The 19,806-nt window shown below is 29.2% G+C and carries 18 protein-coding genes and 1 other annotated feature; of the genes, 12 read left to right on the top strand and 6 right to left on the bottom strand.

What is annotated here, in order from left to right; all coding sequences use genetic code 11:
* Positions 1–6: 6 nt before the first annotated feature.
* From ACTNBA_RS05540 to ACTNBA_RS05525, 4 genes are all read left to right on the top strand, one after another.
* Positions 7–804, top strand: coding sequence for an XdhC family protein (locus ACTNBA_RS05540; RefSeq protein ID WP_441072967.1), 798 nt, complete (start codon positions 7–9; stop codon positions 802–804).
* Between the two features lie 166 nt (positions 805–970).
* Entirely contained in the window at positions 971–1,810 is an 840-nt protein-coding gene (locus ACTNBA_RS05535; protein WP_441072966.1) for a DUF975 family protein, read from the top strand.
* Between the two features lie 367 nt (positions 1,811–2,177).
* Positions 2,178–3,212 carry a pyruvate kinase gene (locus ACTNBA_RS05530; RefSeq protein ID WP_441072965.1) on the top strand — a complete coding sequence of 345 codons (1,035 nt, stop codon included), beginning with the start codon at positions 2,178–2,180 and terminating at the stop codon, positions 3,210–3,212.
* Positions 3,213–3,395: 183 nt separating this feature from the next.
* A complete protein-coding gene (locus tag ACTNBA_RS05525; protein ID WP_150844223.1) occupies positions 3,396–3,587 on the top strand; it encodes a hypothetical protein in 192 nt (63 codons plus the stop codon).
* Positions 3,588–3,681: 94 nt separating this feature from the next.
* Here ACTNBA_RS05525 and carB read toward each other — a convergent pair whose 3' ends face one another.
* Positions 3,682–6,888 (bottom strand): carbamoyl-phosphate synthase large subunit, encoded by a 3,207-nt coding sequence (gene carB / locus ACTNBA_RS05520; RefSeq protein WP_441072964.1) that lies wholly within the window; start codon positions 6,886–6,888, stop codon positions 3,682–3,684.
* A gap of 46 nt (positions 6,889–6,934) precedes the next feature.
* Positions 6,935–7,984, bottom strand: a complete 1,050-nt coding sequence (locus ACTNBA_RS05515) for a carbamoyl phosphate synthase small subunit (protein ID WP_441073217.1) — start codon at positions 7,982–7,984, stop codon at positions 6,935–6,937.
* 337 nt (positions 7,985–8,321) lie between these two features.
* Between ACTNBA_RS05515 and ACTNBA_RS05510 the strand changes: the two genes are divergently transcribed.
* The 5 genes from ACTNBA_RS05510 to argS all read left to right on the top strand — a co-directional run bounded on the left by ACTNBA_RS05510 (position 8,322) and on the right by argS (position 13,170).
* Complete coding sequence (locus tag ACTNBA_RS05510) at positions 8,322–8,480, top strand: hypothetical protein (protein WP_441072963.1); 159 nt, start codon at positions 8,322–8,324, stop codon at positions 8,478–8,480.
* A gap of 133 nt (positions 8,481–8,613) precedes the next feature.
* Positions 8,614–8,976: a YccF domain-containing protein gene (locus tag ACTNBA_RS05505; RefSeq protein WP_346868488.1), complete on the top strand. Its 363-nt coding sequence runs from the start codon at positions 8,614–8,616 to the stop codon at positions 8,974–8,976.
* Between the two features lie 64 nt (positions 8,977–9,040).
* Positions 9,041–9,292 (top strand): DUF1653 domain-containing protein, encoded by a 252-nt coding sequence (locus tag ACTNBA_RS05500; protein WP_035132998.1) that lies wholly within the window; start codon positions 9,041–9,043, stop codon positions 9,290–9,292.
* A gap of 120 nt (positions 9,293–9,412) precedes the next feature.
* Positions 9,413–10,993 carry an ABC-F family ATP-binding cassette domain-containing protein gene (locus ACTNBA_RS05495; protein WP_346876246.1) on the top strand — a complete coding sequence of 527 codons (1,581 nt, stop codon included), beginning with the start codon at positions 9,413–9,415 and terminating at the stop codon, positions 10,991–10,993.
* A 143-nt stretch (positions 10,994–11,136) separates the two neighbouring features.
* Positions 11,137–11,395, top strand: a binding site (T-box leader).
* Between the two features lie 80 nt (positions 11,396–11,475).
* Entirely contained in the window at positions 11,476–13,170 is a 1,695-nt protein-coding gene (gene argS, locus ACTNBA_RS05490) for an arginine--tRNA ligase (RefSeq protein ID WP_441072962.1), read from the top strand.
* 56 nt (positions 13,171–13,226) lie between these two features.
* Here the strand turns inward: argS and ACTNBA_RS05485 are convergent, their stop codons facing one another.
* From ACTNBA_RS05485 to ACTNBA_RS05475, 3 genes are read right to left on the bottom strand one after another with little or no spacing between them, the layout of a single operon-like run.
* Complete coding sequence (locus ACTNBA_RS05485; protein WP_346880268.1) at positions 13,227–13,394, bottom strand: FeoB-associated Cys-rich membrane protein; 168 nt, start codon at positions 13,392–13,394, stop codon at positions 13,227–13,229.
* A gap of 15 nt (positions 13,395–13,409) precedes the next feature.
* Entirely contained in the window at positions 13,410–15,188 is a 1,779-nt protein-coding gene (gene feoB / locus ACTNBA_RS05480; RefSeq protein WP_441072961.1) for a ferrous iron transport protein B, read from the bottom strand.
* 1 nt (position 15,189) lies between these two features.
* A complete protein-coding gene (locus ACTNBA_RS05475; RefSeq protein ID WP_035133006.1) occupies positions 15,190–15,417 on the bottom strand; it encodes a FeoA family protein in 228 nt (75 codons plus the stop codon).
* Between the two features lie 218 nt (positions 15,418–15,635).
* Between ACTNBA_RS05475 and ACTNBA_RS05470 the strand changes: the two genes are divergently transcribed.
* The 3 genes from ACTNBA_RS05470 (at position 15,636) to ACTNBA_RS05460 (ending at position 18,864) form a co-directional block, all read left to right on the top strand.
* Positions 15,636–16,301, top strand: a complete 666-nt coding sequence (locus tag ACTNBA_RS05470; protein ID WP_084178148.1) for a ribonuclease H-like domain-containing protein — start codon at positions 15,636–15,638, stop codon at positions 16,299–16,301.
* Between the two features lie 202 nt (positions 16,302–16,503).
* Positions 16,504–18,201, top strand: coding sequence for an adenine deaminase (gene ade, locus ACTNBA_RS05465; RefSeq protein WP_441072960.1), 1,698 nt, complete (start codon positions 16,504–16,506; stop codon positions 18,199–18,201).
* Positions 18,202–18,291: 90 nt separating this feature from the next.
* The gene (locus ACTNBA_RS05460) at positions 18,292–18,864 is read left to right on the top strand and encodes an FUSC family protein (protein ID WP_441072959.1); all 573 of its coding nucleotides are present in this window, start codon (positions 18,292–18,294) and stop codon (positions 18,862–18,864) included.
* 74 nt (positions 18,865–18,938) lie between these two features.
* Here ACTNBA_RS05460 and trhA read toward each other — a convergent pair whose 3' ends face one another.
* Positions 18,939–19,595: a PAQR family membrane homeostasis protein TrhA gene (gene trhA / locus ACTNBA_RS05455; RefSeq protein WP_441072958.1), complete on the bottom strand. Its 657-nt coding sequence runs from the start codon at positions 19,593–19,595 to the stop codon at positions 18,939–18,941.
* Positions 19,596–19,806 lie beyond the last annotated feature (211 nt).

Here is a 19,806-nt window from a genome sequence, read left to right as displayed (position 1 = left end):
TTTTATATGAGTATTACTTTACTCGAAGAAGTGAATGAGCAAGTGAAGAATGGGAATTTTGTAGCTCTTTCTATAATTACTAAAGCTTGTGGATCTTCACCTAGGGGAGAAGGTACCATGATGGGAGTTCTAAGAGATGGTACTGTAATTGGTACTATAGGCGGAGGTGCAGTTGAAGATGAAATTATAAAATCTAGTATAGAGGCTATAGAAACACAAAGAAGTGGGAGATATGAATATAGTTTGAATGAAGCTAATAAAGAGCTTAATATGGTTTGTGGAGGAAACATTGAAGTATATATAAAAGTATTAATGCCTAAGCGTAAACTTCTTATAGTTGGTGGGGGACATATTGCATTGCCACTACATTTTATAGCTAATGTATTAGGATATGATATTGTAGTTTTTGAGGATAGGGAAGAATATTGTAATTGTGAAAGATTTAAATTGGCTGATGAGCTTTTACTAGGAGATATTAAAGAAAATTTAAAAAAATATCCTATAAATAATCAATGCAGTATAGTAATTATAACTAGGGGGCATTTCCATGACTATGAAGCTTTAAAAACTGTTATAGATACTGAAGTAAATTATATTGGTATGATAGGAAGTAAAGTTAAGGTAAAAAAAACTATTTATAAATTATTAGATGAAGGATTTAACAAAGATTTGTTGAATAAAGTATATGCACCTATTGGTATAGAATTAGGTGGTGAAAGACCAGAAGATATAGCATTATCTATAATGGCAGAAATTTCACTAGTTGTAAATAATGGAAAGTTAGCCCATAAAAAATTACTATAATATATAGGGATATAAAAATTTTTCTTGAATTATTGTAATATAATCAATATGTTCATAATATTTTAATTATATAAGGGTTAATTTTATTTCTAGAAAAGTAAAGTATGATAGGTAATATTGTATTTTATTAATATATAAATAAAAGGGAGTTTTAAGGGGGAAAACAATGGTAAATCGAAAAGCTTTAAAAAGTAAATCTAAAGATCAATTAAGGGGGCAGTGGAAGATACCGGTCTTAATAACATTAATAATCTTTGTAATTCAAGGAAGTATAAGTCTTGGTTCTGAAACTTTTAAAGATACTATAGGACCATCACTTCTGATAACAGTTATAAGCATAATAGTAAGCTTAAGTATAGCAATTATGAGTAATTCATTTTATCTTAAAATTTCTAGGGATAAGAAAGTTAAATTTTCTGATATACTTATCTCAGGTAAGACTTGGGGAAAAGGTATGGGTATACAGCTTTTAATAGTATTAATGTACATACCAATAATAATTATTATTGGTATAGTTGTAGGGTTTATAGCAATTCATTATAGTAACCAGATATTTATGGGTTCTTTATCAGGTAATTCTATTCCATCCTTTGAAGGCATAACAACAATGATTGTTCTGGTTACCTTAGTTTTATGTATACCAATAATTATTTTGGGTTTATATTTATTCCCAGCAGTGATTTTAGTATGTGAAGATAATAGTAAGGGTGTAATTCAGTGTATAAAAGAAAGTTTTAAATTAATGAAAGGGAATGTATGGAGTTTATTTGTACTATACCTTAGCTTTTTAGGTTGGGTGATTTTATGTATTGTACCAGGTGTAGTTGTAGCTATAATTGCAGTTTTTTCATTTAATGAAATGCTCATTACTATATTACCGTTAATTATAGGAATTAGTTTTTTATGGTTAACCCCATATATGAATACAACATTTTTGAATTTCTTTAATGAAATATCTGGATACAATAATAAACCTATATATAATGAAATTAATCCATTAAATTAACAATATGTGTTATTTATCTATATAAGTTGTCTATGAATGAGATTACTTATATAATAACTTAGTATTTAGTGTAAATTAAATTTTAACTAGGTTTATATATAAATGTTTATATCATAATTAAAGAAGATGTATATCAACTTAAATCCAAAGGAATTCTTTGGATTTTTATTATTAAGTCTAATTGGAAGTTAATAAACTAAAGCCTAAATTAAAAAAATATTGCTTCAAGATTTAAGATTGTATATAAATGCTATTGTTTGTTATGAATAAAGATGATAGATTTATAATAGATTACATTAAAGATAAAATATATTAATTAGCTATGTATTGGATAAATATAAATATAAATAAATGATTAGGTGATGAAATGAAGATAGTATGTTCAATAGGTCCTAATGTTAAGACCTTAAATGATTTAGATAAGTTTGTAAATGCAGGAATGAATTCTATGAGATTGAATTTTTCTCATATAGAAAATGATACAGCTAAAAAACAAATTAAGTATATGAAGGAGAATTATCCTGATATTTCTATTATTCAAGATTTGCAAGGCAATAAAATTAGAGTATCTAATTTGTTTAATGGCCAATTAAGGGTTAACTTTGGAGAAACCGTATATTTTTGTAGTGAAGAATTTTTTAAAGAAAATCTTAGACATAGTGGAAAGAATACATTAATTCCAATTTCTTTTCAAGGACAATTTACATGGCTTTCTAAATGTAAAAAAATTCTTATGAAGGATGGAACAATGGAATTTAATGTTGTAGGAAAGCTTAAGGATAAAGAGGCAATAAAGGCAGAAGTTATTTTAGGTGGCATGGTTAGAGGTGAGAAGGGGTTAAATGCTCCGGGAATGGATAGGTCGGGTATGACGTTAACCATAAAGGATAAGAAGGATATTGAATTTGGCCTATTAAGTGGTGTGGATATAATATGTCTTTCCTATGTTACGAGAGAATCTGATATTCTAGAATTAAAGGAATATATTAAAAAAGTAAAGAAATATAATCCTCAAATTATTATGCCTAAAATTTGGGCAAAAATAGAGTGTAAAGAAGGAATTCTTAATTTTGATTCTATTTTAAAATCTGTTGATGGAATTATGCTAGGTAGGGGAGATTTATTCTCGGAATTGGACATAATGGAAATTCCTTTTGTACAGGATGAAATAATAGGAAAGATGAAATCTGAAAAAAAGGAGCTTATAATCGCAACCTATGTGTTAGATTCTATGAGAAGTGCCCGAAAACCTAAAATTCCTGAATTAGATGATTTATATAATTTTATAAAAAATAAGGTTGATGGAATTATGCTAGCTGGAGAAGTTGGGATAGGTAAAAATCCTCTCCATGTTATAAGATTTACTAAAGAATTTATAGATAAATATAGTTATCTTAGTTAAGAAAAAAATGAAGATGGATATAAAATTTATATCCATCTTCATTTCAGAATTAATTAACTATTTAGTCTAGTTTAGTTATATTTTAGGAATAAATTCTATATATTTACACGGAGTTCAATGATATAATTAAATATAGATAGTGTAAAAACTCTACACTAACCTAAGCATATAGGGGGGATTATTATGAATAAAGATTTACAGAAGGAAAAGATACAAGAAATATATAATGAAATTACTAGATTAACAGAAGAATTATCAAAAATTCAATGTACTCATAATGAATGTGAAGAATGTCCTTTTAGAGAATTGACAACAACTGATTCCAATCAAACACTTGATTGTGGTGGATTTATTGATTTATTCATGTATAACTAATAAATTCTTATAATTATTTAAAATGTAGAACAAAAGCAATAGACTTAATTTTGTCTATTGCTTTTAAGCATATATTAATGAAAAATTATATAAACTATTTTCCTAAGTTAAATATATCTAAATCTTTAACTTTCAATCCTCGTTTCATTACTGTTACCATTGCTCTTAAGGTATCGAGAGAAGTCATTAATGAAACTCCTGATTCTACAGCTGTTCTTCTAAGTTTAAAGCCGTCGCGCTGAGAATCATTTCCTCTAGTTGGTGTATTAACTATCATATTTATAGATTTGTTTCTGATAAAATCTACTATATCAGGTTTTCCTTCACCAATTTTATTAACTATTTTTGCATCTATACCTTCAATTTGAAGCATTTTTGCAGTTCCTTCTGTGGCTACTATCTGACAGCCAAGTAAGTTCATTTCTTTAGCTAGTATTAAGAATTCATCTTTGTCACTATTATTTATGGTTGCTAGTAATTTGTCTCCAGACTTTAAAATTGGTCTTTTGGCAGCCAAGAAACCCTTCATCATAGCTTCATCAAAGGTATGTCCTACACCAAGTACTTCTCCAGTAGATCTCATTTCAGGTCCAAGACTTACTTCAACCTTTGGAAGCTTTTCAGTAGAGAATATAGGTACTTTTACAGTTACAAAATCAGGTTCAGCACATATTTGTTCCTTATATCCCATATTTTCTAGAGATTCTCCAAGCATGGCGCGAGTAGCTAATTCAACTATAGGAACATTAGTAACCTTACTTATATATGGAACTGTACGAGAAGCTCTAGGATTAACTTCTATGATAAAAATTTCTCCTTCAAACTCAATGAACTGAATATTTATCATGCCAAGAACTTTAAGCTCTAAAGCAATCTTCTTTGTATATTCAAAGATAGTTTTCTTAGATTTGTCAGATATATTTTGAGAAGGATATATGCTTATAGAATCTCCAGAGTGGACTCCGGCTTTTTCAAGGTGTTCCATAATTCCTGGAATTAAAATACTTTTACCATCACAGATAGCATCCACTTCAATTTCTCTACCAACTAAGTATCTATCAATTAAAACAGGATTTTTATGATCTCTTTTAAAAGAATTCTCCAAATACTTTTTAAGTTCCTTTTCTCTATAGGTGATTTCCATACCTTGACCTCCTAACACATAAGAAGGTCTAACAAGTACAGGATATCCAAGGTTCTCAGCACTAACAATTCCTTCATCAAGGTTCCATACTGCAATTCCTTTAGGTCTATTAATATCAAGATCTTCAAGCATAGCATCAAATCTTTCTCTATCTTCGGCCCTATCTATACCATCAGCATCAGTACCTAAAATCTTAATTCCATTTTCTCTTAGAAACTTAGATAGTTTTATAGCAGTTTGACCACCAAATTGAAGAATTACACCTTCAGGTTTTTCTTTGTTGATTATGTTGAGTACATCTTCTTCAGTTAGAGGTTCAAAGTAAAGTTTATCTGATATATCAAAGTCCGTTGATACAGTTTCTGGGTTATTATTTACAATTATAGTTTCGATACCTTTTTTCTTAAGAGCTCTAACAGCATGAACAGAGCAGTAATCAAACTCAATTCCTTGTCCGATTCTAATAGGACCTGAACCTATAACCATTACTTTTCTTTTATCAGATACAACTACTTCGTCAAATTCTTCATAGGTTGAATAGTAATATGGTGATATGGCATCAAACTCTCCAGCGCAAGTATCTACCATCTTATAGGTTGGCATAATGTTATACAGCTTTCTAAGGGTATACAATTCTATAGGGCTAATATCCATTAAGTCTGCAATACCTTTGTCTGAAAACCCCTTTTTCTTTAATAGTTTTAGATAATCTTTATTTAAATCTTCTAATTTAGCAGTTTTTAAGAATTCTTCTTGTTCTACTATCCATTTTATTTTATTTATAAAGAAGGTATCTATTCCTGTAACTTCTGATAACTTCTCCACTAGATATTTTCTTCTAAGCATTTCAGCTAGATCGAAGATTCTTTCATCATCTGGCACCATTACGCTACTCTTTAGCTGCGACAAAGTTTTTTCCTGAGATGGTTTATGATCTAACACATATTTTCCTATTTCTAAGGAGCGAATTCCTTTTAGGAAGGCAGCCTCAAAATTTGATCCTATAGCCATAATTTCCCCCGTTGCCATCATTTTGGTTCCTAAGGATTTATTAGCGTTTTTAAATTTATCAAAAGGCCATTTTGGTATTTTTACAACTACATAATCAAGAGCTGGCTCAAAGGAAGCCATTGTTTTACCAGTAACGGAATTTACAATTTCATCTAGGGTATATCCAAGGCTGATTTTTGCAGCTACCTTAGCTATGGGATATCCTGTAGCCTTTGATGCAAGGGCAGATGAACGAGATACTCTAGGATTTATTTCAATTACAGCATACTCAAAACTATTAGGATTTAAAGCAAACTGTACATTACAGCCCCCAATAATTCCTACTTCGTCTATTATTTTTAATGCTGAAGTCCTAAGCATTTGATATTCTTTGTCAGATAGGGTTTGAGACGGAGCAACAACTATAGAATCTCCTGTATGAACACCAACGGGATCTATGTTTTCCATATTGCATACTGTTATGCAATTCCCATGAGAATCACGCATAACTTCATATTCAACTTCCTTCCATCCTTTAATACTTTTTTCTAGAAGAACTTGTTTTACAGGGCTAAGATAAAGACCGTTTTCTAATATGGTAGTTAATTCTTCTTCGGTATCTGCAATACCACCACCAGTACCACCAAGGGTGTAGGCAGGTCTTATAATTACAGGGTAACCAATCTTTTTTGCAAAGTTAACTCCAGAATCTACATCATTTACTATATCTGACTCAATAACAGGCTCGTTGATTTTTTCCATTAATGCCTTAAATAAATCTCTGTCTTCTCCTTTTTTTATAGATTTTACAGAAGTTCCTATGATTTTAACTCCATATTTATCTAATATACCTTTTTCAGCAAGTTCTATTGTTAGGTTTAAACCTGTTTGTCCACCCATACCTGATAAAATGCTGTCTGGTTTTTCTTTTACTATAATTTTCTCAATAAATTCAGTAGTTAATGGCTCTATATATATTTTATCTGCCACTTCCTTGTCAGTCATTATGGTTGCAGGGTTAGAGTTTATTAGTATGGTTTCTATCCCTTCTTCCATAAGTGCTCTACAAGCTTGAGTTCCAGAATAGTCGAATTCAGCTGATTGTCCTATTACTATTGGACCAGATCCTATTATTAATACTTTTTTTATGTTATTTCTCTTACTCATTGATTATTCCTCCTACATGAAAGCTCACTGTCTTTCTTAATGTAATTTATTTAATTAAGCTTAAAAAACTATCAAATATAACGTTATTTTCTTTAGGTCCTGGTGATGCTTCAGGATGATATTGTACACTTGCTATTGGCAATTTTTTATGCATCATACCTTCTAAGGTACCGTCATTTACACTGATATGAGTGATGTCCATATCAATAGGTAACTTAGAAACAAAATAGCCATGATTTTGACTTGTTATATATACCTTACTTGATATAATATCTTTCACTGGGTGATTAGATCCTCTATGACCAAACTTTAATTTACTAGTTTCTCCACCAAAGGCCCAAGCTAAAAGTTGATGTCCAAGGCAAATTCCGCAAGTAGGTTTTGAAGTTGCTAATTTTACTACTTCTTTAACTATATTATCTAATTTCATAGGATCTCCAGGACCATTAGATAGAAATATTAAATCTGGGTTTGTAGAAAGAATTTCTTCAGCCTTTGAGGTAGCTGGAAACACAGTTAGTCTACAATTTCTTTCTTTGAAACTTCTTAAGATATTTGATTTAACTCCAAAGTCCATAACGGCAACATGTGGTCCACTGCCTGGTATTTCATATATTTCATCAGTAGATACTTTATACACAGCATCATCATTTTGGAATTTTTCCAACTTATCCTTTATATCTTCTAAGGATAAGTTTTTAGTTGTTATATAACCCTTCATTGATCCATGGTATCTAAGAATTTTCGTAAGGGCCCTTGTATCAATACCTTCTAGTCCGAAAATTTTGTTTTCTATAAGATATCCATCTAACTCCATCTCACATCTGAAGTTTGAAGGATTATTAGATTTTTCTCTTACAATAAAACCCTTAACTTTTGGAGAAGAAGATTCTAAATCCTCTAAATTAATTCCATAATTTCCAACTAGGGGATAGGTCATAGTTACAATTTGACCATAATAAGATGGATCAGTAAGAGTTTCCTGATACCCAGTCATAGATGTATTAAATACTACTTCTCCAACGGTATCATCAATGTATCCAAAGGCTTTACCTTTGAATTCCATTCCGTTTTCTAATATAAGTTTTGCTTCAATATTTTTTGTTTTCAAGAAAAACCCTCCAATCAAAATAATTAATGTACAACAAAAAGGACAACAAACAAAGCAAATTATAAGCTGCTCTATTTATTATCCTATGGGTTTCTCTTTAAAATAATTATAATTCTAGCCATTATTCCTGTCTCCCTTCTTGGCCTCTCTGGACCAACTTAAAAGTAGATTTGTCCTTTTGATTTTATAAAAAACTTTTTAAAATGTCAATAATAAAATAAATATATTATTATAAAATATAATTTCTACTGAAATATTTAGCAAATATTTGCTGAATAAATCTAATAAAATTACTAACAATAAATTCAGGAGGTGATAACAAATGAGTAAAAACAATGGTTTAAAAAATAATAGTAATCTCCAAGGGTTAAATTCAAAGGCTATTGGTAATTATACTAAAGGCGCCGTAGAAAATTTTGAAAATAAAATTGTTAGTGAAACAAATTATTTAGAAAAAGTAAATAAAAATTTAGATAAATAAAAGTATTTATAAATAAGCTTAGGTAAATTTAATTTTATCTAAGCTTATTTTTGTTAATTTTTATTAAATTCCATTGCAAATATAAATTAATTATATATTATATTAATTATTAGAAGTTTTTAAGGAGTATATTATGAGTTGTTTAGGAAATATTATTTGGTTTATATTTGGAGGATTAGTTGCAGGGTTACAATGGTTTTTAACAGGTCTTTTATGGTGTATAACTATTGTGGGAATACCAGTTGGAATTCAGTGTTTTAAGTTAGCTAAACTACAATTTGCACCTTTCGGAAAAGAAGTTATTACAACAAATGATAGTAGTATGGGATTTTTTCTTAATATATTATGGGTAATATTTGGAGGTTTGCTCCTTGCAATAACCAATTTAATAAGTGCATTTTTACTGTCCATAACTATAATAGGTATACCTTTTGCTGCACAATCATTAAAAATGGCAAAATTATCTTTAGCACCATTTGGAAAAGATGTAATATAAAAATTGATTTAATAGGTTATATTTATGATTATTGTAGTATTAAAGTAATTATATAGGAGGAGTTATGAGAGATATATCAGAATTAAAGGGGAAGATTTTTAGACACTTCAAAGGGGATTTATATTTACTTGAGGATTTTGTAATAAATTCAGAAACACAAGAAAAGATGGTGCTATATAGAGCATTATATGGGGAGTGTGGATTGTTTGTAAGACCATATAAGATGTTTATAGAAGAAGTACCTAAAAATAAGGTTAATCCAACAGGACAAAGGTATAGATTTCAAGAGATAATAGTAGAAAGTAAAAATATTTGAAGTAAAGAATAGTATAAAATATAAATCTATGTTATAATAGTAATCGTATGTTTTAAAGAAAAGTTCAAGAGGTTTTACCCAATGGGTAAGACTTTTTTAATGATAATTGGAGGTAACGTTATGATTAGTACTACAGGAGTTAGTTTAAGATACGGAGGACGTAAACTTTTTGAGGATGTTAATATTAAGTTCACAGAAGGTAATTGTTATGGATTAATAGGAGCAAATGGTGCAGGGAAGTCTACATTTCTTAAAATATTATCCGGAGATATAGAACCTAATACAGGCGAAGTTAATATAACACCAGGACAAAGATTAGCAGTTTTAAAGCAAGATCACTTTGCTTATGATGAAGAAGAAGTACTAAGAACTGTAATTATGGGTCATCCTAGATTAATTGAAATTATGAATGAAAAGGATGCTCTTTATGCTAAAGAAGATTTTAGTGATGAAGATGGTATAAGAGCCTCTGAGCTTGAAGGTGAGTTTGCAGATCTTAATGGTTGGGAAGCTGAAAGTGAAGCAGCTACATTACTTCAAGGACTTGGGATAACAGAAGATTTACATTACAAGTTAATGAAGGATTTAAATGGTTCAGAGAAAGTTAAAGTCTTACTTGCACAAGCCTTATTTGGTCATCCAGATATTCTTTTACTTGACGAGCCTACCAACCACTTAGATATTAAATCTATAGCTTGGCTTGAAAATTTCTTAATGGATTTTGAGGGAACTGTTATTGTGGTATCCCACGATAGACACTTCCTAAATAAAGTATGTACTAATATGGCTGATGTAGACTTTGGAAAAATTCAAATGTATGTTGGTAACTATGATTTCTGGTATGAATCAAGTCAATTAGCATTACAAATGTCTAAGGATCAGAATAAAAAGAAAGAAGAAAAAATTAAAGAGCTTCAAAACTTTATAGCTCGTTTTAGTTCTAATGCATCAAAAGCTAAGCAAGCAACTAGTAGAAAGAAGCAATTAGATAAATTAACTCTTGATGATATTAAGCCATCTTCAAGAAGATATCCATTTGTAGGATTTAAAGCGGATAGAGAAGCTGGTAATGATTTGCTAGTTGTTGAGAATCTATGTAAGACTATTGATGGTGTTAAAGTTTTAGATAATGTAAGTTTTATGATATATAAGAATGATAAGGTAGCATTTTTAGGAGATGGTATTGCTAAAACCACTTTATTTAAAATATTGATGGGTGAAATGGAACCAGATAGTGGAAGCTATAAATGGGGGATAACTACATCTCAATCGTATTTCCCATCTGATAACTCTGAGTTCTTTGAGAGTTGCGATCTAAATCTTGTGGATTGGTTAAGACAATTTTCAGAAGAAAAGGCGGAAAGTTTTATAAGAGGATTCCTTGGAAGAATGTTATTCTCAGGAGAAGAAGCATTAAAGCAAGCATCTGTACTATCTGGAGGGGAAAAAGTTCGTTGTATGCTATCAAAGATGATGTTAAGTGGAGCTAACGTATTAATCTTAGATGAGCCTACAAACCACCTAGATCTTGAATCCATAACAGCAGTTAATAATGGATTAATTAACTTTGCTGGAACTATATTATTTACATCCCATGACCATCAGTTTATCAATACTGTTGCAAATAGAATAATAGAAATTATTCCTGGTGGTGTAATTGATAAGAATATGACTTATGATGAGTATTTAGAATTAAAATAGAGCTTAGGTTGATATAAAAATTACTTTTGTAGTAGATAGGCATTAAATGAATAAATTAACATTTAACTTGTATAAATATTAATTTATTTAGTTGACAATTTACCATTATTTATTTATAATACAAATAATATAAAATTTAATATGGAAATTCTATGAAAAGGACAGTACTTTCTTTATTAATTCTTAAAGCGAGTGAAGGTTGGTGTGAGCTTCACAAGAATAAAAGAATCTTAACAAGTAATTGTAGGGAAATTTATTTATAATAAATTAGGAAGAGAACCTTGGAGAAGCTGCCCAAAAGGATTACTTAGTAGGGTTAGTCGTGAAAAGCGTTAAAATTATGAGTGGACTTTTTAAAAAAGTCAATTAGAGTGGTACCACGGGTATATAACCGTCTCTTTCCAATGGAAAGAGACGGTTTTTTATATGCATTTTGAAATTTTAATAAATAAAAGAGTTAGAAATAAAAAGGAGGATTTATTATGGAGTATAAAAATATAATAGCAGAAAATTTATGTAAGCATATAGATATGGAAAAGGAAACAATAGAAAGGCTTGTTGAAAACCCACCAAAACCAGAAATGGGGGACTTTGCATTCCCGTGTTTTCAATTAGCAAAATCTATGAAGAAAGCACCAAATATGATAGCTCAAGATCTAAAAGGATTACTTGGTAATTTAGATGGATTTGAAAAAATAGAAGCTTTTGGTCCTTATATAAACTTTTTTGTGGCTAAAAATGATTTTATGAAAGAAATTATTGAAAAAGTGTTAAATGAGAAAGAGAATTATGGAAGTACAAAAGAAGGAGAAGGCAAAAATGTAATTGTTGAATATTGTTCAGCTAATATTGCAAAGCCATTTCACGTGGGACATTTATATACTACTATGATTGGTAATTCTCTTTATAAAATATTTAATTCTCAAGGATATAATGCTATAGGGATAAACCACTTAGGAGACTGGGGAACACAATTTGGTAAACTTATATATGCATATAATCATTGGGGTGATGAGAAAGCTTTAGAGGAAGAACCGATTAAAGAAATGTTAAGGGTTTATGTAAAATTTCATGATGAAGCAGAAAAAAATCCTGCTCTTGATGATGAAGGAAGAAAGCATTTTAAACTTCTAGAGGATGGTAATGAAGAAGAAGTTAAGCTGTGGACTAAATTTAAAGACTTAAGCTTAAAGGAATTTGATAAATTATTTAATATGTTAAATGTGAAATTTGATTCTTTTGCTGGTGAAAGCTTCTATCAAGATAAAATGGATGCTGTCATTGATGAAATAGAATCTAAAGGGTTATTAACGGAAAGTAATGGTGCTAAGGTTGTTATGTTAGAGGAGCTTAATATTCCACCTTGTATAATAAAAAAGGCAGATGGAGCTACAATATATGCCACTCGTGATTTAGCAGCTATGTTCTATAGAAAGAAAACCTATGATTTTTATAAGAATATATATGTAGTTGCAAAGGACCAATCTCTTCACTTTAAACAAGTATTTAGTACAGTTAAAAAGATGGGCTATGATTGGGCAGATGATTGTATACATGTACCATTTGGATTAGTTCGTTTCCCAGATAAGAAGCTTTCTACAAGAAAAGGTGATGTAGTATTCCTTGAGGATTTGTTAAACGAAGCTGTGGTTAAAACAGAAGAAATAATAAATGAGAAAAATCCTACATTAGAAAATAAAAATGAAGTAGCTAAGAAGGTAGGAATTGGAGCAGTTGTGTTTGCTTATCTTAAAAACTCAAGAGAGAGAGACATAATCTTTGATTGGGATGAAATGCTTAGCTTTGAAGGAGAAACTGGACCATATGTTCAATACACTTATGCTAGAGGAAAGAGTATTTTAAGAAAATTAGGAGAAGGTACTGGAGAAGTTGATTATGGTAAGCTTATTTCAGAGGAAGAGTTTGAACTAGTTAAAACTTTATCTGGGTTTAATAATTCTATTAAGCAGGCTTTGGATAAACTACAACCAAGTATAGTTACAAGATTTACTATAGATGTAGCTAAAGCTTTTAATAAATTCTATAATTCTATAAATATATCTAACTCAGAGGACGAAGTAACAAAAAATACCAGATTAGCTTTAGTTAAGGCTACTCTTCAAGTAATAGAAAGTGGATTACATCTTATAGGTCTTGAAACAGTAGATGAAATGTAATAAAAGATTAATATAAAGAAAATCCCTTGGACAATTTATCATCCAAGGGATTTTCTTTACTTATTATGTTGTTTATCATCCTCATATTTTTTTATTGTATTAACGTAATTAGGACACTTAGAGGTACAACTACCACAATTACATCCTTTAGATTTTTTCTTTAAATTTTTAAATAGAATAAAGATCGCTAATATAGCAATAATTATAGTTATAAGTATTTCCATAGTATTATCACCTCTTTAAAATATCAGTGAAGCTATATGATATATTCCAAATGAAAAAATCCATGCCACAATAAATTGATATACAACTGAGAATATAGCAAGTTTTCCGCTGAATTCTTTTTTAAAGGTAGCTACAACAGAAACACATGGTGTGTATAACAATGTAAATACTAAGAAAGAAAGACCACTAGCTATTGTAAATGTCGTAGCTATGCTATTAGCTAAATCACCAGTATAAAGTACCCCTAGAGTTCCTATAACTACTTCTTTAGCCATAAGTCCAGTTAAAAGTGCCACAGAGTTTTCCCATGTACCAAAGCCTAATGGAGCAAAAATTGGAGATATGAAGTTACCTATAGATGCAAGGAAACTTTCGTTAATTTCAGACATTCCACTCATATTAAAGTTTGATAAGAACCATACTAGAACAGATATAGAGAATATTAAAGTTCCAGCTTTTTTTAAAAATCCTTTACCTTTTTCCCAAGTATGAAGTATTAAACTTTTAAACTCAGGAAGTTTGTATTCAGGTAATTCTATGATAAAGGGTTCTTCGTCTTTTTTAAATAAAGTATTTTTAAATATAAACGCCATTATAAAGGCTACTATAAGTCCTAAGAAATATAATCCGAAAATGACTAATGATTCATAACCTGCAAAGAGTGCACCAGCAAATAGGGCATATACAGGTAATCTGGCATTACAAGACATAAAAGGAATAATCAGAGCTGTTAACTTTCTATCTTTTTCACTTTCTAAAGTTCTTGCAGACATTATTCCTGGTACTGAACATCCAAAGCCCATTATTAAAGGTATAAAAGCCTTTCCTGAAAGCCCTAATTTTCTCATTAACTTGTCCATGATAAATGCTGTTCTAGCCATATAACCACTATCTTCAAGGAAGCTAATCCCTACAAATAGAGTTAATATAATTGGAAGAAATACAATTACTGAACCAACACCACCAATGATACCATCAATTATTAATGATTTAAACCAAGGGGATGTATTAGCTAGAGGTATTTCTATTAAAGATACAAAGTCCTCATTGACTAGTTTATCAGCTAATTCTTGCAGTGGCCCACCAACCCAATCAAAGGTAAACTTAAATATAATAAACATAATTCCTAAAAATATAGGGTAAGCCAAAAACTTATTAAGCACAATAGAATCTAATTTTTCAGTAATAGTATTAATGTTTGTTTTTTTTCCTTCTACACATCTGTTCAGAATGTTTTCTATATATCCATAAGTTTCTTTTTCGTTCATTTTATTAAACTCATGTTTAGAATTAATAGTTTTGTCTATAGAGTTAAAGGAAGAGTTATTAATAAGAAAATCTTTAACCTCTTTTACACCTTCACCTTTAGAAGCAGATATAGCCATAATATTCACACCTAATTCTTTAGATAAATCGGAATAATTAATGTGAATTCCATTACTTTCTGCTACATCTATCATATTTACCACTAATAAAATAGGCTTATTAAATTCGGTTAATTGAGAGGTTAAGTAAAGGTTTCTCTCCAAATTAGAACCGTCTATTATATTTATAATTAAATCTACTTCATCAGTATACAAAAAGTTTTTAGACACTTTTTCTTCATTAGAAAAGGTATCCATTGCATATATGCCTGGTAGGTCAACAATTTTTATTTCCTTTGACAAATATCCTTCTTTTTTATCTACAGTTACACCTGCCCAGTTACCTACATATTGGTTAGAACCTGTTAGTGCATTAAATAAAGTTGTTTTTCCTACATTAGGATTACCAATAAGGGCAATGGTTTTCATATTACACTGCCTCCTTAATAAAAATTAATTCAGCATCTTTTTTTCTGATTGCAAGGTCTGTCCCTCTTAAGTTTATAATAATTGGATCTCCTAAAGGAGCGGTTTTCTTAACTAAAACCTCTGTTCCTTCAACAAATCCTAAAGCTAATAATCTTTTAGCTAATCTATCATCACATGCAAGTTCTTTAATTAAACCTTTATCACCAGGTTTTAAATTAAAAACATTCATGAATATCACTCCTTTATGAAAATAATTATCAATATCTATGGTATTATTATATTCTAAATGATAACCAATGTCAACTTAAAATATGTATTAATAAAATGTATAAAACGGATGTATTATATAGATAAAAAGGATTTATTTATGGTATAATATAATTATATATTTTTATAGTACATATAATTATATATAGGTTTATTTGAAGTACAATACCTATTAAAGAAATGAGTGGTAAGGTGATAGTTAAAGAAAGTACTATAGACATTGAAAAAGATAAATTTAAACAAAGTCTAAATATTAGCGGAGATAATGAACTTTATAAAAAATCAGTTTTCTTTGACTTAGAACATTATGTTTATAAGAAACCTATATGCATAGGGGTCTTTGGAGCAGGATATTATGACGAAGAAAATAATAAGTTGGTAATTACTCAGTATATGATTGAAAATAAGCATGAACTTGAGAAAATTCTTGCCTTAGCTAAAGAGTATTTTGAAAATATGAGAAATACTTTAAAAAAAGAATATGTTGTTACTTTTTCAGGGAATAATGATTATCTAGTAATTGATTATCTGTTTAAAAAATATAAGTTAAATTATACTGTAGAAGAATATTTTAAAAGTATAGATTTGCAAAAAAAATATGAACAAGTTAAACAGAAGTCAATAGGCCTTAAAGCACTAGAGAGTGAATGTGGCATTGTTAGGGAAAGTGAAGTCATAAGTGGCTCAACATTGGCAAAAACCTTTGGTAAGATAATGAAAGATGATATGTATTTTTCAAGAATGCCCATGGAAAAGAAAGAGAAAATTCTTTTGTATAATATGCAGGATGTAGTTAGTTTATTTCATATATATACTCAATGGAATAAGTATATTAGACCAGAGTAATTAAAAACTATCTCATAGAAGAATATAAATTTGTATTTTTCTATGAGATAGTTTTCTATATATTGTATTTAGTATTCATCAATTTAGAATGTGGGAAATAATAGTTAAATTGTATAGAATGAATTAATATATTAAACATGATACTACATAAATTCATAATAACATACAAAATACATATAATTCTAAAAATTTAGGGGGTATTATGGAAATATTAAGAAAAGGAAAAGGCGCTACTATAGGTAATGATAAGTGTGACTTAGTACTTAAAAATGGAAAATTTATTAATGTATTTACGGAAGAAATAGAAGAGGGAGATATAGGTATTATTGATGACACAATTATAGGAATAGGTTCATATGAAGGGATTAAAGAAATTGATTGTAGTTCTAAAGTTATATGTCCAGGGTTTATGGATGGACACATTCATGTGGAATCTTCCATGACAACTCCAGAATCTTATGGATATGTAGCTTTAGCCAATGGGGTTACTACAGTAGTAGCAGATCCGCACGAAATTGCCAATGTACTTGGAATTGATGGAATATCTTTCATGCTAGATAGTGCACAAAGAAGCCCTTTGGATATATATTTTATGATGCCTTCCTGTGTACCAGCAGTATCCTTCGAAGAGAACGGTGCTATTTTAAGTGCAGAAGATTTATCTAAGTTTATTGATAAACCAGAAGTAATAGGGCTTGGTGAGGTAATGGATATACCTTCTGTAATAGAGCAAGCACCGTCCATGATGAATAAGTTGAATGTATTTAGAGATAAAATTATAGATGGGCATGCACCTCAAATTTCTTATAAACATCTTAATCAATACATTTTATCAGGTGTAAGAACTGACCACGAATGTTCTTCAAAAGAAGAAGCTTTAGAAAAAGTAAAATTAGGTATGTATATTCTTATAAGGGAAGGTTCTGCTGCTAAAAATTTAAAGGATTTGATTTCTGCAGTTAATAATAAGAATTTTCGAAGGTTTTTATTTTGTACTGATGATAGACATCTAGAGGATTTAGTGGAAGAGGGATCTATAAATAATGCTATTAAACTCAGTATACAAAGTGGTATTGATCCTATAAAAGCATATATAATGGGGAGTTATAATGGGTACACATGTTATGGCATAAAAGATAAAGGAGCTATAACACCAGGATATAAGGCTGATCTGGTTATTTTAAATGATTTAAATGAGGTAGATATTTATAAAGTAATTAAGTCAGGTCGAGAAATAGATGACTATAATAAATTATCTTACATTGTTAAAAGTGAAAACACTATGAATATAGAAAAGCTGAAAGAGGAGGACTTTAGAATACTATCTAATGGAAACAAAGTAAATGTAATTGGTGTAACTCCAGGATCTCTTGAAACTAAGTTGTTAGTGAAATCTAGTAAAACTATAGATGGATATTTAGATATGAGTGAGTATGAAGATGTTTTAAAAATAGGAGTTTTCGAAAGACATAAAAATACAAATCATTATTCCTTAGGATATTTATCGGGATTAGGTATTAAAAACTGTGCTATAGCTCAAAGTATAGCACATGATTCTCATAATATTATAGTTATAGGAGATAATGATAAGGATATGTGTAAGGCGGTAAATAAGCTAATTGACATAGGTGGAGGAATTACTATAGTAAGTGAAGGTGTACTAATTGATAGTCTATCCTTAGAAATAGGAGGATTGATGACTAATTCACCTATAGATTATGTATATAATAAGTTAAAAAATTTAAATAGATTAGTAAAGAACTATGGATTAAAACCTGATATGGATGCGTTTATAACCTTGTCTTTTATGAGTCTACCTGTTATTCCAAAGGTGAAGCTTACAAGTAAAGGATTATTTTCCTATGATTTATTTAAATTTATTGAACTTTCTTTTAATTAATTACAACACAATATTACAAGTTATATAATATTAATAATACTTTTTTATATAATTAAAAAATGAACAACATTAATTAAGGAGATTGTAATCTTGAAGAACTTAAACTCTATATATAAATTTAAGAAATATATCGGTATGAGAAATATAAAAACTGCTCTAGCCGCAGTAATAAGTGTAATTGTAGCTGAATTGTTTCATCTTCAATCACCATTTTTTGTGGTTACAGGTGCCTTGATTTCTATGGAAACCACAGTGAAGAAGGGAATTAATGCTGGAATTGCAAGGGTGCTTGGTACTATAATGGGAGGAATAATAGGCATTATAACTGTTTTAATAGATCCAGGTAACATATTTCTGCTCTTTTTAGGAATGGTGCTTTTGATAACATTACTTAATATATTAAAATGGCAAGACTCTATATCTATGGCTTGTGTTGTATTTTGTGTAATTATGATTACTATGACCAGTGAAAATATAGTTCTATATGCTTTTCAAAGAACTGTTGATACTATAGTTGGAATTATCATATCAATAATAATTAACTACATTATTTCTCCACCTTCAGATTCTAAATTTGCGAGGAGTAAAGCAGAATATGAGGATGAGGAGGATATAGAAAGTTTTATTATGGGAGTACCTGAGAAAATAGATATAAAAGAGTAAAAATAGTAAAAACTACTGATTAATTTATCAATTAATCAGTAGTTTTTATTTTCGAAAATTTTATTAATTAAATGTTATAGATTAAATACATACCTATAAATGAAGTAATAATGAGTAAAACTTCCAAGTAGAACAAAAATATGAAATATTTCATGTGCACCAAAAGTTCTATGTTTTCCTTTTCTTTCTAAGCAATATATAATTCCACCTATGGTATATAATACTCCTCCTAATACTAATATCGAAAGTCCTATACTAGATACGACTTTTGAAAGAGGATTAAAAATGAATATAGCCATCCATCCCATAGCAATATAAATAGTAGAAGATAACCAAGAAGGACAATTAATCCAATATAATTTAAAAAGAATGCCAATTATAGCTACAGCCCATATTATAGCCAGCATATAATACCTAATTGGTGTCTCTAATAAAACTAGGCAGATAGGTGTATAGGTTCCTGCTATTAATACAAATATCATTGCATGGTCAATCTTTCTAAGGATATTTATTATTGAATCTTTAGCTACGGTAAGGTGATATACACTGCTAGCTGTATATAGTAGAATTAAACTTATTCCAAATATAACAGTTGATATTAAAGTATATATGTTGTAATTGTTACTATGAAATTGGGCAAATAATAGGAAACATAAACCAAGTAAAGAAATTATAGCTCCTACCATATGAGAAAATCCACTAAAGGGTTCTCTAAATTTTGAATTAGTCATAATATACCTCCTAAGATTTATTAGGTCATATAGTTTTTAATACTATGTAATATTATATGTATATTATATCATATTGATTATATAAATACATATAATAATTATTAAAAATGTGTTAACTATAATTATTAATTAAGTTTAAGTTACTATAGTAGAATTTTAATATGCATATTTATATATAATATTATTTACTACTATTTATAATATTATTATA

It is taken from the genome of Clostridium sulfidigenes (assembly GCF_052067195.1).
GTDB classification, from domain to species: domain Bacteria; phylum Bacillota; class Clostridia; order Clostridiales; family Clostridiaceae; genus Clostridium_J; species Clostridium_J sulfidigenes.
This window is presented reverse-complemented; position numbering and strand designations above follow the sequence as displayed.